General features: G+C 71.6%; 10 protein-coding genes. 2 read left to right on the top strand and 8 right to left on the bottom strand.

All coding sequences use genetic code 11. The annotated features are described in order from the left end of the window. Positions 1–15 precede the first annotated feature (15 nt). A complete protein-coding gene (locus BGP79_RS01685) occupies positions 16–3963 on the bottom strand; it encodes an Rne/Rng family ribonuclease (protein ID WP_076692921.1) in 3948 nt (1315 codons plus the stop codon). Positions 3964–4450: 487 nt separating this feature from the next. On the opposite strand from BGP79_RS01685, the gene BGP79_RS01680 reads away from it, so the two are divergent. Next, entirely contained in the window at positions 4451–5125 is a 675-nt protein-coding gene (locus BGP79_RS01680; RefSeq protein WP_076692920.1) for a vitamin K epoxide reductase family protein, read from the top strand. A 105-nt stretch (positions 5126–5230) separates the two neighbouring features. On the opposite strand, the gene ndk is transcribed toward BGP79_RS01680, so the two are convergent. From ndk to BGP79_RS01645, 7 genes are all read right to left on the bottom strand, one after another. Then, positions 5231–5647: a nucleoside-diphosphate kinase gene (gene ndk, locus BGP79_RS01675; RefSeq protein WP_076692919.1), complete on the bottom strand. Its 417-nt coding sequence runs from the start codon at positions 5645–5647 to the stop codon at positions 5231–5233. An 83-nt stretch (positions 5648–5730) separates the two neighbouring features. Beyond that, a complete protein-coding gene (locus BGP79_RS01670) occupies positions 5731–6192 on the bottom strand; it encodes a DUF4233 domain-containing protein (protein ID WP_083701457.1) in 462 nt (153 codons plus the stop codon). After that, positions 6189–7772 carry a folylpolyglutamate synthase/dihydrofolate synthase family protein gene (locus BGP79_RS01665; protein WP_233121008.1) on the bottom strand — a complete coding sequence of 528 codons (1584 nt, stop codon included), beginning with the start codon at positions 7770–7772 and terminating at the stop codon, positions 6189–6191. The genes BGP79_RS01670 and BGP79_RS01665 overlap by 4 nt, the downstream gene beginning before the upstream one ends. Further along, a complete protein-coding gene (gene ileS / locus BGP79_RS01660) occupies positions 7769–11122 on the bottom strand; it encodes an isoleucine--tRNA ligase (RefSeq protein WP_076692918.1) in 3354 nt (1117 codons plus the stop codon). The genes BGP79_RS01665 and ileS overlap by 4 nt, the downstream gene beginning before the upstream one ends. Positions 11123–11435: 313 nt before the next feature. Further along, complete coding sequence (locus BGP79_RS01655) at positions 11436–11867, bottom strand: DUF6314 family protein (protein ID WP_076692917.1); 432 nt, start codon at positions 11865–11867, stop codon at positions 11436–11438. A 55-nt stretch (positions 11868–11922) separates the two neighbouring features. Then, the gene (locus tag BGP79_RS01650) at positions 11923–12414 is read right to left on the bottom strand and encodes a GNAT family N-acetyltransferase (RefSeq protein WP_076692916.1); all 492 of its coding nucleotides are present in this window, start codon (positions 12412–12414) and stop codon (positions 11923–11925) included. A 10-nt stretch (positions 12415–12424) separates the two neighbouring features. Then, the gene (locus tag BGP79_RS01645) at positions 12425–13255 is read right to left on the bottom strand and encodes a type IV toxin-antitoxin system AbiEi family antitoxin domain-containing protein (protein WP_076692915.1); all 831 of its coding nucleotides are present in this window, start codon (positions 13253–13255) and stop codon (positions 12425–12427) included. 570 nt (positions 13256–13825) lie between these two features. Between BGP79_RS01645 and valS the strand changes: the two genes are divergently transcribed. Then, positions 13826–16453 carry a valine--tRNA ligase gene (gene valS / locus BGP79_RS01640; protein WP_076692914.1) on the top strand — a complete coding sequence of 876 codons (2628 nt, stop codon included), beginning with the start codon at positions 13826–13828 and terminating at the stop codon, positions 16451–16453. Positions 16454–16464: the final 11 nt, after the last annotated feature.

Raw genomic sequence — 16464 nt, 5'->3', positions numbered from 1 at the left:
CGTATCAGCGCCGCATCACTCGACGCTGCCGGCCTCCTCGGCGCTGGTCTGGTCCTGCTCGTGCTCCGCGCCGTCCCGGCCGGGACGGGCGATGTCGGCCGCCGAGACGCCCACACCGAGGACGGTGGGAGCCGCCGCCGGTTCGTGGCCGGCCGGGCGTGACGCCGCGACCGAGGAGAACACGGCCGTCGACGGCTCGGCCGGCTGGGCGGCGGTGTCCACGACGGTGATGGTCGACGCGTCGCCGACCCCGCTGCTGGCCGCCCGGCGTGAGCGCCGCCGCGGGCGCGCGGCCGGCTCGGACGGGACCCCGGCAGGGGTCTCGGTGGGGAACGCCGCGGCCGCGGGAGTCGACGGTGCAGCCGGAGCCGTCTCGCGGACCGGAGCGGTCTCGCGGACCGGAGCGGTCTCGGTGCGGTTGCTCGACTTGTTGCGGCTGGTCGACTCGTCGGCGGTCGTGGTGCTCTCCGCCTCGTCGTCGCCCTCGTCCTCGGGCGCCTCGTCGTCGGCGTCGTCCGCCGCCCGCAGCGCGTTCTGCACGGCCGCGGCGACGGCGTCGTCGGACCGCTGCCCGCCGACCTGGTCGAACGCCCGGGTGAGCGACTCGAGCGTCACGTCTCCGCCACCGCGCTGAGGCTGGTGGCCGTGCGGCACGGTGACGCGCTCACCGTTGATGGTCAGTTCGATGTCGTCGCCGTCGTCGTCCTGCGCGGATGCGGACTGCTCGTCGTTCGTCCCGGCCTCGCCGTTCTCGCCCGTCGACTTCCTGCGGCGGCCGCGGCCGCGACGGCGGCGCTCCCGCCGGCTCGGACGCGACTCGTCCTCGCCCGCGGCGGTGCCGGACTCCTGCGGCCCGGTCGTGGACGCGCCGGCCGCCTCGGCCACGGCGGCATCGGTGGTCGAGGCCTCCGCGCTGCCGGTGCCCGCCCCGGCGGCGGCCAGTTCGGCCTCCTCCGCGGTGGGGTGCAGGGCCTTGGCGATGTTGCCCATCGCGGCCCGGGCCTTTGCCGCCCGCTCGGCAGCGTCGGCGTCCACCTCGGGAGCGGGAGCGGCGGCCTGCTCGGGAGCGTTGTCGGACGCACGCCGATTGCGCTTCTTCTCCGCCTTCGGCGGCCGCGACTCCTGGCGGGACCCGCCGTTGCCGTTGTTGTTGTTGCCGCCACCGGAGTTGCCGCCGTTGCCGCTGTTGCTCCCACCACCGGCGTGCCGGCGGTGCTCCACGGGCTCCCCGTGGGTGATGACCCCGCGGCCGGCGCAGGCCTCGCAGGTCTCGGAGAAGACCTCGAGCAGCCCGGTGCCCATCCGCTTGCGCGTCATCTGCACGAGCCCGAGCGAGGTCACCTCGGCGACCTGGTGCTTGGTGCGGTCCCGGCCGAGGCACTCGACCAGCCGGCGCAGCACGAGGTCGCGGTTGGCCTCGAGGACCATGTCGATGAAGTCGATGACGATGATGCCGCCGATGTCCCGCAGCCGCAGCTGCCGGACGATCTCCTCGGCCGCCTCGAGGTTGTTCTTGGTGACCGTCTCCTCGAGGTTGCCGCCCGACCCGGTGAACCGGCCGGTGTTGACGTCGACGACCGTCATCGCCTCGGTCCGGTCGATGACGAGGGAGCCGCCCGACGGCAGGAAGACCTTGCGGTCCAGCGCCTTGGCGATCTGCTCGTCGATGCGGGACGCCGCGAACAGGTCCTCGTCCTTCTCCCACTTCTCCAGCCGGGAGAGCAGGTCCGGAGCCACGTAGGTGACGTAGGCCTCGATGGTGTCCCAGGCGTGCTCGCCGGAGACGATGAGCTTGGAGAAGTCCTCGTTGAAGACGTCGCGGACGACCTTGATGGTCAGGTCCGGCTCGGCGTAGAGCATCTGCGGGGCCAGAGTCTTCGGCGCCTCGGCGGTCGCCTGGATGCCCTCCCACTGCGCGCGCAGCCGGTTGATGTCGTTGGTCAGCTCCTCCTCGGAGGCGCCCTCGGCGGCGGTGCGCACGATGACGCCGGCACCCTCGGGCAGCCGGTCCTTGAGGATCTTCTTCAGCCGCGCACGCTCGTTGTCCGGCAGCTTGCGGGAGATGCCGGTCATCGAGCCGCCGGGCACGTACACCAGGAAGCGGCCGGGCAGGGAGATCTGGCTGGTCAACCGGGCACCCTTGTGACCGATCGGGTCCTTGGTGACCTGCACGAGCACGGAGTCGCCCGACTTCAGGGCCACCTCGATGCGGCGCGGCGTCCCCTCCAGGCCCGGCGCGTTCCAGTTGACCTCACCGGCGTACAGCACGGCGTTGCGGCCACGCCCGATGTCGACGAACGCCGCCTCCATGGACGGCAGCACGTTCTGCACCTTGCCCAGGTACACGTTGCCGATCAGGGAGTCCTGCTGCGTCTTGGACACGAAGTGCTCGGCCAGCACGCCGTCCTCGAGGACGCCGATCTGGATCCGCTCCTCGACCTGACGGACGATCATCTGCCGGTCGACCGACTCGCGGCGGGCCAGGAACTCGGCCTCGGTGATGCCGTGACGGCGGCGGCCCGACTCGCGGGAGTCACGCCGGCGCTGCCGCTTGGCCTCGAGCCGGGTGGAGCCCTTGACCGAGGTCACCTTGTTGCTCGGTGCCTCGGTGCGGGACCGCGGCGCGCGGACCCGGGTGATGGTGTTCGGCGGGTCGTCGTCCTCGCCACCGGTCAGCTCGATGTCCGAGTCGCCCCGGCGACGACGGCGACGACGACGCGAGGTCACGTCACCGTTCTCGTCCTTGCCGGCGCTGCCCCCGGAGGCCCGGCCGCCGGACTCGCCGTCGGCCGCCTCGTCGGTGTCGTCGTCCTCGGTCTCGGCGCCGTCGGCTCCGGTCGTGCCTCGGCCCCGGCCGCGTCCGCGACGGCCACCGCGGCGGTTGCGGCCGCGGCCCTCACCGGACTCGTCGTCCGCGTCCTCGTCCTCGTCCGCCTCGACCGGCTCGGCGGCCTGTGCCTTGCGGGCCCGCACCTGCTCCTGGAGCTGGTCGAGGTCCGGCGCCTGGAAGAGCAGTGACATCGGGGACACCGGGGCCGACGGCTCGGCGGTCTCCTCGGCGGGCTCCTCGGCGGTGTCGGTCGCGGTGTCGCTGGTCGCCTCCGGCGCCGACGCGACGGCGGGCTGGCCGGTGGTTGCCTGTTCGGTCGTCCGGCCCGTGGCCTGGTCGGCGCTCTGGTCGCCGGCCTCGTCGGTCGCCGACTCCGTGGCGACGCTGGCCGTGGTCGTGTCGTCGGCCGCGGCGGTGGCGGCCTCGGCCCGATCCTCGGCGGTCTCGCCGGCGCCGTCGGTGGCGTCCTGGTCGGCAGTCTGCTCTGTCGCCGCGGCCTTGCGGCGGCTGGTGGCGCGACCGGTGGTCGAGCGGGTGCGGGTGGAGCGGGTGCCGCGGGAGCGCGTGGCCGGCTTCTCGGCGGCCTCGTCGCCGGCGGGCGTGGCGGCCGCGTCGTCGGCCGGCGTGGTGGCCGCGTCGTCGACCGGGCTCGCGTCGACCGAAGTCGCGTCGGCTGCGCCGCTGGCTGCCTCCGCCCGGTCCTCGGCGGTGGAGTCGACAGAACCCTCGACCGGGGTCTCCGCCGGACTGGCCTCGGTGCTCTCCGCCGCGGCATCCGCCGCACCGGCGGGTCGGGCGGCGCGGCGGCTGCTGCGTCGCCGCGCGGGGCGGGCGACCGGCTCGTCGGTGCTCTCCGCCGTGGTGCCGTCCGTCGTCGCGCTCTCCGCTGTGGTGCCGGCTGCACCGGCGTCGGCGACCGGGCTGCCTGCGTCGGCGCTCGTTCCACCGGTGGTGATCGCGTCGGTCGCATCCGCGTCGGGCCCGGTGGCCTCGGTTCCGGTGTCGCTCGGGGTGGTCTCGGCCTGCGCGGCGGCAGGGCTCTGGTCGGGCGTGTCGCCCGCGGTCTCGCCGGTGTCGGCGAGGGTCGATGCCGGCGTCTGCTCCGGTTCCGTGACGGAACCAGCGTTGTCCATAGTCATATTCAGCTGTACTCCAGCCGCGACGCTCCGTCCACAACCGGCGCCTCGCGGCGACTGGACCGGCCTCACCGGGCAATTCCCCGGCGGCCGGAAACTTGAGTTGTTCACCTGGGCGGTCGCGCCGCGATAGGGGCGTTGCCGCACGCTCAGGCCGTCAACGCTCGGGTGGCGGCGCGTGTGCTCCGACGGGCGAAGGGCGGGTACCGCTCGCCTCACCATCGGGCCGGTCGCGTCATGGCGACGTCGACACCGGTATCAGGGACACCCGCGTCGGCCTCCACACCGACTGTTGCCGGATCAGCCCGCCGTTGTGGACCGCGAGCCGATCCCGGTCATTCTCTCACACCACGACCCGGATCAGCCCGAAGCTCCCACGAGTCACCCACCCGCCTTCGCTAGAATCGGCACCGCATCGCCGTGGCCGGGCAGCACCGGGGCCGCCGGATGCACGGCCGTCACCTCGATCAGTCAGGACCCTCTCGTGAAGTCAGACCCCCGCACGCGGCACGCTCCCGACGACGAGCGCGACGGCGCCCACGCCGCCGGCGTCGCCCTCGCCGAGGACGACCGGTCGATGCCCGGGCTCTACCGGCGGGCGCGGATGGGCTGGCTGTACGTGATCGGCGGCATCATCGGCTTCCTCGCGGCCGGCGAACTCGTGCTCGACGAGCTCGCCCTGCTCAAGGACCCGAACCACATCACCAGCTGCGACATCAACCCGCTCATCTCGTGCGGCACCGTGATGAAGTCGGCCCAGGCGCACCTCTTCGGCTTCCCGAACCCGTTCATCGGCATCGTCGCGTTCGGCGTCATCATCACCGTCGGCGCGTCCCTGCTCTCCGGCGCCCGGTTCGCCCGCTGGTACTGGCTGACGCTGAACGTGGGCATCGCGCTCGGTTTCGTCTTCTGCGTGTGGCTGTGGTCGCAGGCCGTGTACGTGATCGGCGCCCTGTGCATCTACTGCATGATCGTCTGGGCCGTGATGATCGTGCTGCTCGTCCACACGACGGTGCGCAACCTCAGCCACGGCGTCATCCCGGCCTCGCCGAAGGTCGCGGCCATCGCGCAGGACGCGGCGTGGCCGGTCGCGGTGCTGCTCGCCCTCGGCGTCGTCGTCTCGATCTTCCTGCGCTTCGCGGGTCTGTTCATCCGCTGATCGATCCCGCTCCGAGGCCGTGCCGTACCGGGACGACCCCGGAGACACCGATGGCCCGGTCGCTCGTGTCGAGCGGCCGGGCCATCGGTCTGTCGGGCGGGGAACTCAGCCGAACCAGATGCCGAGCTCGCGCTCGGCGGACTCCGGCGAGTCCGAACCGTGCACGAGGTTCTGCTGCACCTTCACGCCCCAGTCGCGGCCGAGGTCACCGCGGATGGTGCCCGGCGCCGCCGTCGTCGGATCGGTGGCCCCGGCGAGCGACCGGAACCCGGCGATGACGCCCTGGCCCTCGAAGGTCGCGGCGACGATCGGCCCGGAGAGCATGAACTCGACGAGCGGCTCGTAGAAGGGCTTGCCGACGTGCTCCTCGTAGTGCTGCTCGAGCATCGCGCGGTCCGCGTGGACGAGCTTGAGGTCGACGAGCGCGTAGCCCTTCGCCTCGATGCGGGCGAGGATGGCGCCGGTCAGGCCGCGGGAGACGCCGTCGGGCTTGACGAGGACGAGGGTGCGTTCGGTGCTCACGGTGGTGTTCTCCTGGATCTGAAGCGTGACGGAAGTCCGCTGATCACCCTATCGGGCCGGCCGCGGGCCGGGGACGCTCGCGCTCACTCGGGCAGCGGGTGCTCCCGCTCCCACTGCTCCTGCTCGGCCGCCCGCTGCCGGTTCTCCCGGTCGACGCGGCCGCCCGCGCGCAGCCCGTACCACCAGGCCGCCACGCACAGGGCGCCGACGAGGAACATCAGTGGCACGAAGAAGCCCGTGGCGAGGACGAACAGCTGCAGGATCCAGCCGGCGGCGTAACCCCAGGGCCGGGTCAGCACCGCGCAGGTCGCCAACAGCAGGATGGCCAGCACGACGCCGACGCCGAGCACCGCGGGCTTCGGCAGGTCCTGCAGGAGACCGAAGCCGACGAGCGTCGCGAAGAAGACGATGAAGCCCTCCACGACCAGCACGGTGGAGGCGAACATCACCTTCGTCGAGCGTGGCTTCTTCGCCGTCCCGCCGCCGGTGGCGTCCGGAGCCGAGGCAGCGCTCGGGTCGGGTGAGCTCGGTTCGGGGGTGGTCATCGCGTCTCCTCGGCGCCCAGCAGGATGCGGGCCTCGGCGATCAGGGTGATGGACCCCGCGACGAGGACGAGCCCGTCGAACTGCTGCGGGTCGTCGGCGAGCTGGATGGCGGTGGCGAGCGCGTCGTCGAGCGACTCCTCGACCAGCACCGACTCCTCGGCGAACCACGTCTGCGCCATCTCGGCCAGCTCGGTGGGCTCGATGGCCCGCGGCGAGGACGAACGCGTGAGCACGAGCGTCACCGGCATCTCCGCGAATGCCTCCTGGAGCGCCTCGAGGATGCCCTCGGCGTCCTTCTCCGCCAGCACCCCGAGCACCACCACGGCGCGGGAGAACGCGAACGCCTCCCGCAGGGCCGCGACCGTCACGGCCATGCCGGCCGGGTTGTGGGCGGCGTCCACGACGACGGGCGGGTCCGTGCGGACCGTCTCGAGCCGGCCCGGGGAGCGGACGGCGGCGAAGCCCTCGCGCACAAGCTCGACGTTCAGCTCCTTCTCCCCTCCCCCGAGGAACGCCTCGACGGCGGCGATCGCCACCGCGGCGTTCTCCGCCTGGTGCGCACCGTGCAGCGGGAGGACGAGGTCCTCGTACCGGGCCGCGAGCCCGTCGACGGTCAGCTGCTGCCCACCGACGGCCACACTGCGCGACTCGACGCCGAACTCGATGCCCTCGAAGCGGTACTGCGCCCCGACCTCCTGGGACTTCGCCAGCAGCACCTCCGCCGCCTCCACCGGCTGCACGGCAGAAACGAGGAACCCGCCCCGCTTGATGATGCCGGCCTTGTTCTCGGCGATCTCCTCGACGGTGTCGCCGAGCATGTCGGTGTGATCCAGCGAGATCGGAGTGATGACGCTGACGATGCCGTCCGCCACGTTGGTCGCATCCCACGTGCCGCCGATGCCCACCTCGAGCACGACGACGTCGACGGGCGCGTCCGCGAACACGGCGAAGGCGAGGATCGTGACGCACTCGAAGTAGGTCAGCCGGGGCTGCCCCGCGCCGGTCAGCTCCGTGTCGACCAGCTCGAGGTAGGGGCGGACCTCGTCCCACACGCGCACGAACGTCGCGTCGGAGACGGGCCGCCCGTCGATGCTGATCCGCTCGGTGACCGAGGTCAGGTGCGGGCTGGTGTAGCGGCCGGTGCGCAGGTCGTGCGCGAGCAGGACGGACTCGATGATCCGGGCGGTCGACGTCTTGCCGTTGGTGCCGGTGACGTGGATGACCGGAGCCGCCCGGTGCGGGTCGCCGAGGATCTCGACGGCCCGGCGCAGCGGGTCGAGCCGCGGCTCCATCTTGTTCTCCGGCGCGCGGGCGAGCAGTTCGGCGTACACGCTGGCGACGGAGAACTCGTCCGCGTCGGTCGTGTCCTGGTCGCTCGGCAGGGCCGACCCGGTGTCGGAGTCGTCGACGGCGAACGGGTCGCCGACCACGTCGGCGTCCTCGAGCCCGAGCAGGTCCCGCATCTCCTCGGCGTCCTGCTCCTCCGGCGTCAGGTCGTCGTCGAGTCCGTGGTCGTGGTCGTGCCGGTGGTGGTCGTCGTGCCCGTGGCCGTCGTGTCCGTGGCCGTCGTGCTCGCTCATCGCTGGACTCCCTCGGTCTCGATGGTCTCGCCGGTCACGTTCCCGCTCGTCAGCCTCTCCACCGCGACGTCGGTGTCCGCGCCCTCGACCAGGTCGAGCACCGTCGTCAGCGTCTCGGCCATCACCAGCTCCTCGTTGGCCCGCAGGGCCGCCAGCAGCGCGGCCGGACCGGTGACGCGGGTGCGGATCCGGTCGCTGATGTGCAGGTCCGCGTCGCGGCGGGCCTGCTGGATGGTCCGGACGGTGTCGCGAGCGACACCCTCGGCCTCCAGCTCCGGGGTCAGGGTGGTGTCGAGGACGACGAAGCCACCACCGGGCAGCACCGCGACGGCAGCGTGGGCGTCGCCGCCCTCGGCCACCACCGTCTGCAGCGTGAACTCGCCGGACTGCAGTTCGACACCGCCGGCGACGACGGTCTGCTCGCCGTCGGCGCCGTCCGTGACGCTCCAGTCGCCGGACTTGGCGGCCTTGATCACGGCCTGCACGCCCTTGCCGAGGCGCGGACCGGCGGCGCGGGCGTTGACCAAGAGCTGCTGGCTGACACCGAACTCGGCGGCGTCGGCCGTGGCCGCGTCGACCAGGCGGACGTCCTTGAGGTTCAGCTCGTCCGCGATGATCCGGGCGAAGGTCCCCGCCAGCACGTCGGCGTGCGGGGTCACGACGGTCATCCCCGCCAGCGGCAGCCGGACGCGCAGGTTGGCGGCCTTGCGCAGGCTCGAGCCCGTCGAGCAGATCCGGCGGGTCGCGTCCATCGCGGCCAGCAGCGCGTCGTCGGCGGGGAACTGCGCGGCGTCGGGCCAGTCCGTCAGGTGCACGGACCGGCCCCCGGTCAGACCGCGCCAGATCTCCTCGCCGATCAGCGGCAGCAGCGGAGCGGCGACCCGGGTCACCGTCTCCAGGCACGTGTACAGGACGTCGAACGCGGCGGTGTCCTCGTCGAAGAACCGTTCGCGGGACCGGCGGATGTACCAGTTGGTGAGCACGTCCAGGTAGTCCCGCAGCGCGTCGCACGCGTCGGAGACCTCGTAGGCGTCCAGCGCGGTCGTGACGTCGCGGACCAGGGTGCCGGTCGTGGCCAGCAGGTACCGGTCCAGCACGTCGGTGGCCTCGGTGCGCCGCTGCGCCTCGTACCCGGCGCCGTCATTCGCCGCATTGGCGTAGAGGGCGAAGAAGTGCCACGCGTTCCACAGGGGCAGCAGCACGGCGCGCACGCCGTCGCGAATGCCCTGCTCGGTGACGACGAGGTTGCCGCCGCGCAGGATCGGCGAGGACATCAGGAACCAGCGCATCGCGTCGGAACCGTCGCGGTCCAGCACCTCGGAGACGTCCGGGTAGTTCCGCAGCGACTTGGACATCTTCTGCCCGTCCGAGCCGAGCACGATGCCGTGGCTGATGACGTTGCGGAACGTCGGCCGGTCGAACAGCGCGGTGGCGAGGATGTGCAGTGTGTAGAACCACCCACGGGTCTGCCCGATGTACTCGACGATGAAGTCGGCCGGGTTGTGGTGGTCGAACCAGTCCTGGTTCTCGAACGGGTAGTGCACCTGGGCGTACGGCATCGACCCGGAGTCGAACCACACGTCGAGCACGTCCTCGACGCGCCGCATCACCGACTGCCCCTCCTCGGGGGTCCGCGGGTCGTCCGGGTTAGGGCGGGTCAGCTCGTCGATGAACGGCCGGTGCAGGTCGACCTCACCGGCGTGATTCCGGGGCAGGACGCCGAAGTCGGCCTCCAGCTCGGCAAGCGAGCCGTACACGTCGGTGCGCGGGTAGGTCGGGTCGGAGGACTGCCACACCGGGATCGGGCTGCCCCAGTACCGGTTGCGGGAGATCGACCAGTCGCGGGCATTGGCCAACCACGTGCCGAACTGGCCGTCCTTGACGTTCTCCGGGATCCAGGTGATCTGCTGATTCAGCTCGACCATCCGCTGCTTGATCTTCGTCACCTCGACGAACCACGAGGAGACGGCCTTGTAGATCAGGGGGTTCCGGCAGCGCCAGCAGTGCGGGTAGGAGTGCTCGTAGCTGGCCTCGCGGACGAGCCGACCCGACGCGGTCAGGTTGCGGATGATCGTCCGGTTGGCCTCGAAGACCTGCAGGCCGGCGATGCCCGCGAGGGGCGCCTCGGCTCCATCCTGCACATACCGCGCGTCCGCAAACATCGGCAGGAACTTCGCGCCCTCGTCGACGGAGAGGATCACCGGGATGCCGGCCTCCTCGCTGGAGCGCTGGTCCTCCTCGCCGTAGGCGGACGCCTGGTGGACGAGCCCGGTGCCGTCCGTCGTCGTCACGTAGTCCTCGACGAGCACCTGCCACGCGTGCTGCGTGCCCCAGGTCTCGACGTCGGTGTAGTAGTCCCACAGCGGGGCGTAGTGCACGCCGCGGAGCTCGGGGCCCTGGTGCGTGGCCTCGATCGCGGCGGTCGCGGCGTCAGCGTCGGCGAACCCGAGGTCCTTCGCGTAGGCGCCGACGAGGGACTCGGCCAGCAGGCTCCTCGTCCCGTCCGGGCTCACGACGACGGCGTAGCGGATCTCCGGGCCGACGGCGATGGAGAAGTTGGTCGGCAGGGTCCACGGCGTCGTCGTCCACGCGAGCAGGCGGACGCCGGTGAGCGCGTCGTCGAGCGCGTGGCCGGACGGGACGACCGGGAACGCGACCGTGACGGAGGGATCCTGCCGCATCTTGTAGACGTCGTCGTCCATCCGCAGCTCGTGGTTGGACAGCGGCGTCTCGTCGTGCCAGCAGTAGGGCAGGACGCGGAAGCCGGAGTAGGTCAGGCCCTTCTCGTGCAGCGTCTTGAACGCCCACAGCACGGACTCCATGTACTCGACGTTGAGCGTCTTGTAGTCGTGGTCGAAGTCGACCCAGCGGGCCTGGCGGGTGACGTAGTCGCGCCACTCGTGCGTGTACTTGAGCACGGAGGAGCGGCAGGCGTCGTTGAACTTGTCGATGCCCATGGCCTCGATCTCGGCCTTGTCCGTCATGCCGAGCTGCTTCATCGCCTCGAGCTCGGCGGGCAGGCCGTGCGTGTCCCAGCCGAACCGGCGCTCGACCCGCCGGCCGCGCTGGGTCTGGTAGCGGCCGACCAGGTCCTTGACGTAACCGGTGAGCAGGTGGCCGTAGTGGGGCAGGCCGTTGGCGAACGGCGGGCCGTCGTAGAAGACAAACTCGTTCTCGCCGTCCTGGCCGGCGGACCGGTTCTCGATCGACGCCGCAAAGGTGTCGTCCTGGTCCCAGTACGTCAGGACCAGTTCCTCGATCGCGGGGAAGCGGGGACTGGCGGACGCCTCGGCTTGCTCGCCGGAGGTGCCGCGGACGGAGGCCTTGGGGTACACGGGTGACTTCCTCATCTGCGCTCGCACGGGTACTGCTCGTGGTCGTGCGAGGACGCCCGTTCCGGCCTCGGGTGCCGGTCCGCGAGCGCGGTACCACCTCACTTGCCGGCCGCTCCGGATACCCGGGGCCGTCGGCCTCTCGTGTGTCGCTGTGACGGGCGCACCCGTCCGGGTCTACTGGCCGTGCTGCTCACTGCCGCACGCTGTTCTTCCGGAAGCTCGCCGGTGATGGCCGGGTCGATGCTGGTGCGCCCAGTCTACCGTGACGGCGGGCTCGGCTCGGCGGCCGGACATGACCGAACGGCGATTCCCGACCGAGCTGCGTGCCTCAGCGGCGCCGGATGTACCGGGTGACGGCGGTGTAGTCCTTGGCCGGGCCGGTGACGTCCCACGTCTCGGTCCAGGCGTCATCGTCCTCCACCGTCAGCGTGACGAGGTAGGTGTCCGGCTCGCAGGGGTGGTGTCCCTCGGCGTGACCGCTGCCGAGGTCCAGGTGCAGGTACTCGCGCCCGTCGGCGAAGCGGATCAGCACGCGGGAGTCGCCCTCGTCGTGCCAGGTCAGGTGGCGTTCGACGTCGGCCGGGGGTTGCCCGTCCCCGCTCAGCTTCCCGGTCTCGGCGTAGGCGAGGACCCCGGCGTCGCCGTCCGTCGGGCGGAATTGCGCCGTCCCGGTCACGGTGTAGACGTGGCCGGCGCGTCGGTCGTCGAGGCGTCGCTCGAACGACCAGGCGCCGGCGAGGTAACGCAGCGGCTCGGTCATGAGCGAACGGCGTCGTCGGTCGTCGTCCGGGCGGTGGCCGTCTTGCTGGGGGTCGTCACGGCGCCAGCGTATCGACCGGCGCCGTGGTCCCAGCGCGCAGGCCGAGGCGAGCGCACAGCAGCACGCCGACCCCGCCGTCGAAGGTCGTGGTGTGGAAGCGGGCGCCGCGGGTCACCTCGTCGAAGCCGAGACCGGCGTGCAGGGCGAGCGATGCGACGTTGCGGGCGTTGGTCACGCACCAGACGACATCGGTGCGCGCCTCCAGCCACGCCATGCGGTGTTCCGTGAGGGCGACGGCGATCCCCTGCCGTCGCCACGACTCCGCCACCGTGACGCCGCCCAGGTAGTGACCGGCCGGCGCGGGCGGGTCGTCGTGGTGCCAGTGGTGCGTCTTGGCCCAGCCGACGACGTCGCCGTCGGGCGCCTGGGCGACCAGCACCAGCCGGTCCGGGTCGGCGAGGGCTTCCTCGACGGAGGCGAGCGAGCTCCCACGCAGCAGCGGCGCGATCGACGCCACGTCCTCGGGCTCGGCGCGACGGATCAGCATGACTCCAGTCTCACTCACCGGCGGTTGACCGATCACGCGCCGCCAGGGCACGGCGCACCGTCAGCACCGCCGCATCGGGATCGACGAGCACCCACCGCGCTGGGATGCGCACGGTCGGAATACCGAGCTCCATGAGGGCATTCCAGCGGCGGCGGTCCTCCTCGAACTCGCTCGGACCGGAGTGGAAGGCACGGCCGTCGATCTCGCAGACCAGCCCGTCGACCAGCCCGTCGACATGACCGACCCCCTCGATGAACACCTGAGGATGCATGGTCAGCCCGACGTCCTCGAGGGCGAGACGGGCGAGGGTCTCGGGAAGGGACTGGCTGGTGGTGCGGATGCGCGCGATCGACGCCCGGATCCGTCGGTCCCTCTGGCCGGGGAAGGCGGCGGTGAGGTCCTCGACGGTGATGCGCTGCTGCACGATCGCGCTCTCGGCCGCGACGATCGCCTCCCTGGGCGGTGCACAGCGGAAGGCGATGGCGAGCGCGTCCAGGACGTCCGCGACCTGCTCGTGTGGATCACGCGTGCCGCGATGGAGGATCACCCCGGGAATCGGCGGCCCGTCAGCACGAACGACGTGGGGCGGGAACGGCTGGTGCCACACCCACAGGCCGTGGGCGTGGCAGGCGGACAGGCACGTCAGCGTGGTGAAGCGCCGGGCGGCGTGCATCACGTCGCGTTCGGCGGAGGGGGCCGCGTACACACCGCGGGCGCACCGCACCAGCACCCCGGCGCCGACCAGGCGTCGCAGTTCTCGGGGACCCACACCGAGAGACCGCAGGTCGCGCGCCCGGATCACGCCCCAGTGCTGGGCCAGGTGGATCTCCAGTGCTCCCATGCCGCGAGCCTGCCTGTTCCGGGTAGGGCGGCGGTCGGGCGGCGGTTCGCATGTGGACCGGTGCCTTCGCCCGCGACCCGGTGGAGGGAGAAGGCGGCGCCGAGCGGTGCAACGGCTACACCGAGTGATGCCCGTGTGCCTGCTGTGACAGCAGATCGGTCACAGCCACCTCATCCGTCCCACTCGGTGTAGCCACTGCACCGGAACGGCGAGCAACCCCGTCACCGGGTGCGATCGCGTCAGCCGCGAGCCCACCCCGCCCGGACGGCCGCCGTCACCCTTCAGCCGTTCAGGGAGCACCCGGTCGCGGGAAGCCGGTCGCGGCCACCCGCCTCCGCCGACCAGTGAGCGGTGCAGCGGCTACACCGAGTGATGCCCGTGTGACTGCTGTGACAGCGGATCGGTCACAGCAGTCACTTCCGCCCCGCTGGCTGTAGCCGTCGCACCGGTACGGCCGAGCAGGGCGGTCAGCTGTCACACTCGGTGTGGCCACTGGTCCCGCCGTCGCGGACCCCGCCACCGAGCCCACCCCGTCCGGACGGCCGCCGCCATCATGGAACAATCGAGACCATGGCTGAACTCCGTGAGGGCATAGACGCGCCCGCAACCGTTTCCGTGCCCGACAAGCCCGCCCTCGAGGGTCTCGAGGACAAGCACGCCGCCCGGTGGCGGCAGCACGGGACCTACCGTTTCACCGAGGAGACCACCCGCGAGCAGGTGTACTCGATCGACACCCCGCCGCCGACCGCGTCGGGCTCCCTGCACGTCGGGCACATGTTCTCGTACACGCAGACCGACGTGCTCGCCCGCTACCAGCGGATGCAGGGCAAGAACGTCTTCTACCCAATGGGCTGGGACGACAACGGCCTGCCCACCGAGCGGCGCGTGCAGAACTACTTCGGTGTGCGCTGCGACCCGTCGCTGCCCTACGACGCGTCCTTCGAACCGCCCGCCACTCCCCCGAAGAACGAGCGCGACTTCGTCGCCGTCTCCCGCCGCACCTTCATCGAGCTGTGCGAGCGCCTCGCGGTCGAGGACGAGAAGGTCTTCGAGGACCTGTTCACCCGCCTCGGCCTGTCCGTGGACTGGACCCGCACCTACCGCACCATCGACGACGCCTCCCGTGCCGTCTCCCAGCGCGCCTTCCTGGCCAACCTCGCCAACGACGACGCCTACCTGGCCGAGGCGCCCACCCTGTGGGACGTCACGTTCCGCACCGCCGTCGCCCAGGCCGAGCTGGAGGACCGGGAGCGGCCCGGCGCCTACCACCGGATCGCCTTCCACCGCACGGACGGCTCCGGCCCGGTCTACATCGAGTCGACCCGGCCCGAGCTGATCCCGGCGTGCGTGGCCCTGGTGGCCCACCCCGACGACGAGCGCTATCAGCCGCTGTTCGGGCAGACGGTCACCTCTCCCCTGTTCGGCGTCGAGGTGCCGATCCTCGCGCACGAGCTCGCCAAGCCCGACAAGGGTTCCGGCATCGCCATGATCTGCACGTTCGGCGACCTGACCGACGTCACCTGGTGGCGCGAGCTGGACCTGCCGACCCGTCCGATCGTGGGCCGCGACGGCCGGATCATCGCCGACGTCCCCGAGTGGATCACCACCGACGCCGGCCGCGAGGCCTACACGCAGCTGGCGACCAAGACGACGTTCAGCGCCCGCGAGGTGGTCGCCCAGCAGCTGGCCGAGTCCGGTGACCTGGACGGCGAACCCCGCGCCATCACCCACCCGGTGAACTTCTACGAGAAGGGCGACAAGCCGCTCGAGGTCGTCACCAGCCGCCAGTGGTACATCCGCAACGGCGGCCGGGACGCGGACCGTCGGCAGGCACTGATCGCCCGCGGCCGGGAGCTGGAGTGGCACCCTGCGTTCATGCGCGCGCGCTACGAGAACTGGATCGACGGCCTCAACGGCGACTGGCTGGTCTCCCGCCAGCGCTACTTCGGCGTGCCGATCCCCGTCTGGTACCCGCTCGACGAGGCCGGCGAGCCTGACTACGAGCACCCGATCCTGCCCGACGACGACGCCCTGCCGGTGGACCCGGTGGCCGAGACGGCGCCCGGGTTCGAGGAGTCGGCGCGTGATCAGCCCGGCGGCTTCACCGGCGACCCGGACGTCCTGGACACGTGGGCGACGTCGTCACTGACCCCGCAGATCGTGGGCGGGTGGAGCCGCGACGAGGACCTGTTCGCCACGGTCTTCCCGTTCGATCTGCGCCCGCAGGGCCACGACATCATCCGCACCTGGCTGTTCTCCTCCGTGGTGCGCGCCGATGCCCTCAACGACGCCGCGCCGTGGAAGCACGCCGCCCTGTCCGGCTGGATCCTGGACCCGGACCGGAAGAAGATGTCCAAGTCCAAGGGCAACGTCGTCGTGCCGACGGACGTGCTGGACCAGTTCGGCTCCGACGCCGTGCGCTACTGGGCGGCGTCCGCGCGCCTGGGTGGCGACACGGCCTACGACATCGGGCAGATGAAGATCGGCCGGCGCCTGGCGATCAAGCTGCTCAACGCCTCGAAGTTCGTGCTCAACCTCGGGGCCACCGAGGAGTCCGTGCTCGACGACGACAACACCCACCTGCTCACGCAGCCGCTCGACGCCGCGCTGCTCGCGTCCCTGGACGCCGTCATCGCACAGGCGACCGAGGCGTTCGCGGCCTACGACTACGCCCGGGCCCTGCAGATCACCGAGACGTTCTTCTGGACGTTCACGGACGACTACGTCGAGCTGATCAAGGACCGCGCGTACGGGACCATGGGCGAAGCGGAGCAGGCGTCCGTCCTCGCCGCGCTGGCCACCACCCTGGACGCGCTGCTGCGGCTGTTCGCCCCGTTCATCCCGTTCGCCACCGAGGAGGTCTGGTCCTGGTGGCGCGGCGGCTCCGTGCACCGCGCGGCATGGCCGACGGTCAGCGGGTTCGACGGCGACACCGGCATCCTGCCGACGCTCGGCATCGCGCTCTCGGGGGTCCGGAAGGCCAAGTCCGAGGCGAAGGTCAAGCAGCGCACCGAGGTGCTCTCCGCGTCGATCTCCGGTACCGAGGCGGCCATCGAGCGGCTGCGCGCCGGGCTCGGCGACCTCAAGGCCGCGGGCAACGTCAGCGACATGACGCTCACCGTGGACGCCGCGTACGCGGGCGCCGAGGTCACGGTCGACGACATCGTCCTCGCCCCGAGCGAGAACATCGCCGACTGAGACCACCGCGC

The sequence above is a fragment of the Tersicoccus sp. Bi-70 genome (genome assembly GCF_001968825.1).
Taxonomy (GTDB): domain Bacteria; phylum Actinomycetota; class Actinomycetes; order Actinomycetales; family Micrococcaceae; genus Tersicoccus.
The sequence above is the reverse complement of the archived record's forward strand: the minus strand, read 5'-3'. Positions and strand labels throughout refer to the sequence as shown.

Bases quoted from the DNA above. Each gene is read 5' to 3' on its own strand.
- BGP79_RS01685 (WP_076692921.1), bottom strand. From the start codon at position 3,963: ATGGACAACGCTGGTTCCGTCACGGAACCGGAGCAGACGCCGGCATCG.
- BGP79_RS01670 (WP_083701457.1), bottom strand. From the start codon at position 6,192: ATGACCACCCCCGAACCGAGCTCACCCGACCCGAGCGCTGCCTCGGCT.
- BGP79_RS01665 (WP_233121008.1), bottom strand. From the start codon at position 7,772: ATGAGCGAGCACGACGGCCACGGACACGACGGCCACGGGCACGACGAC.
- ileS (WP_076692918.1), bottom strand. From the start codon at position 11,122: ATGAGGAAGTCACCCGTGTACCCCAAGGCCTCCGTCCGCGGCACCTCC.
- BGP79_RS01655 (WP_076692917.1), bottom strand. From the start codon at position 11,867: ATGACCGAGCCGCTGCGTTACCTCGCCGGCGCCTGGTCGTTCGAGCGA.
- BGP79_RS01650 (WP_076692916.1), bottom strand. From the start codon at position 12,414: ATGCTGATCCGTCGCGCCGAGCCCGAGGACGTGGCGTCGATCGCGCCG.
- BGP79_RS01645 (WP_076692915.1), bottom strand. From the start codon at position 13,255: ATGGGAGCACTGGAGATCCACCTGGCCCAGCACTGGGGCGTGATCCGG.
- valS (WP_076692914.1), top strand. From the start codon at position 13,826: ATGGCTGAACTCCGTGAGGGCATAGACGCGCCCGCAACCGTTTCCGTG.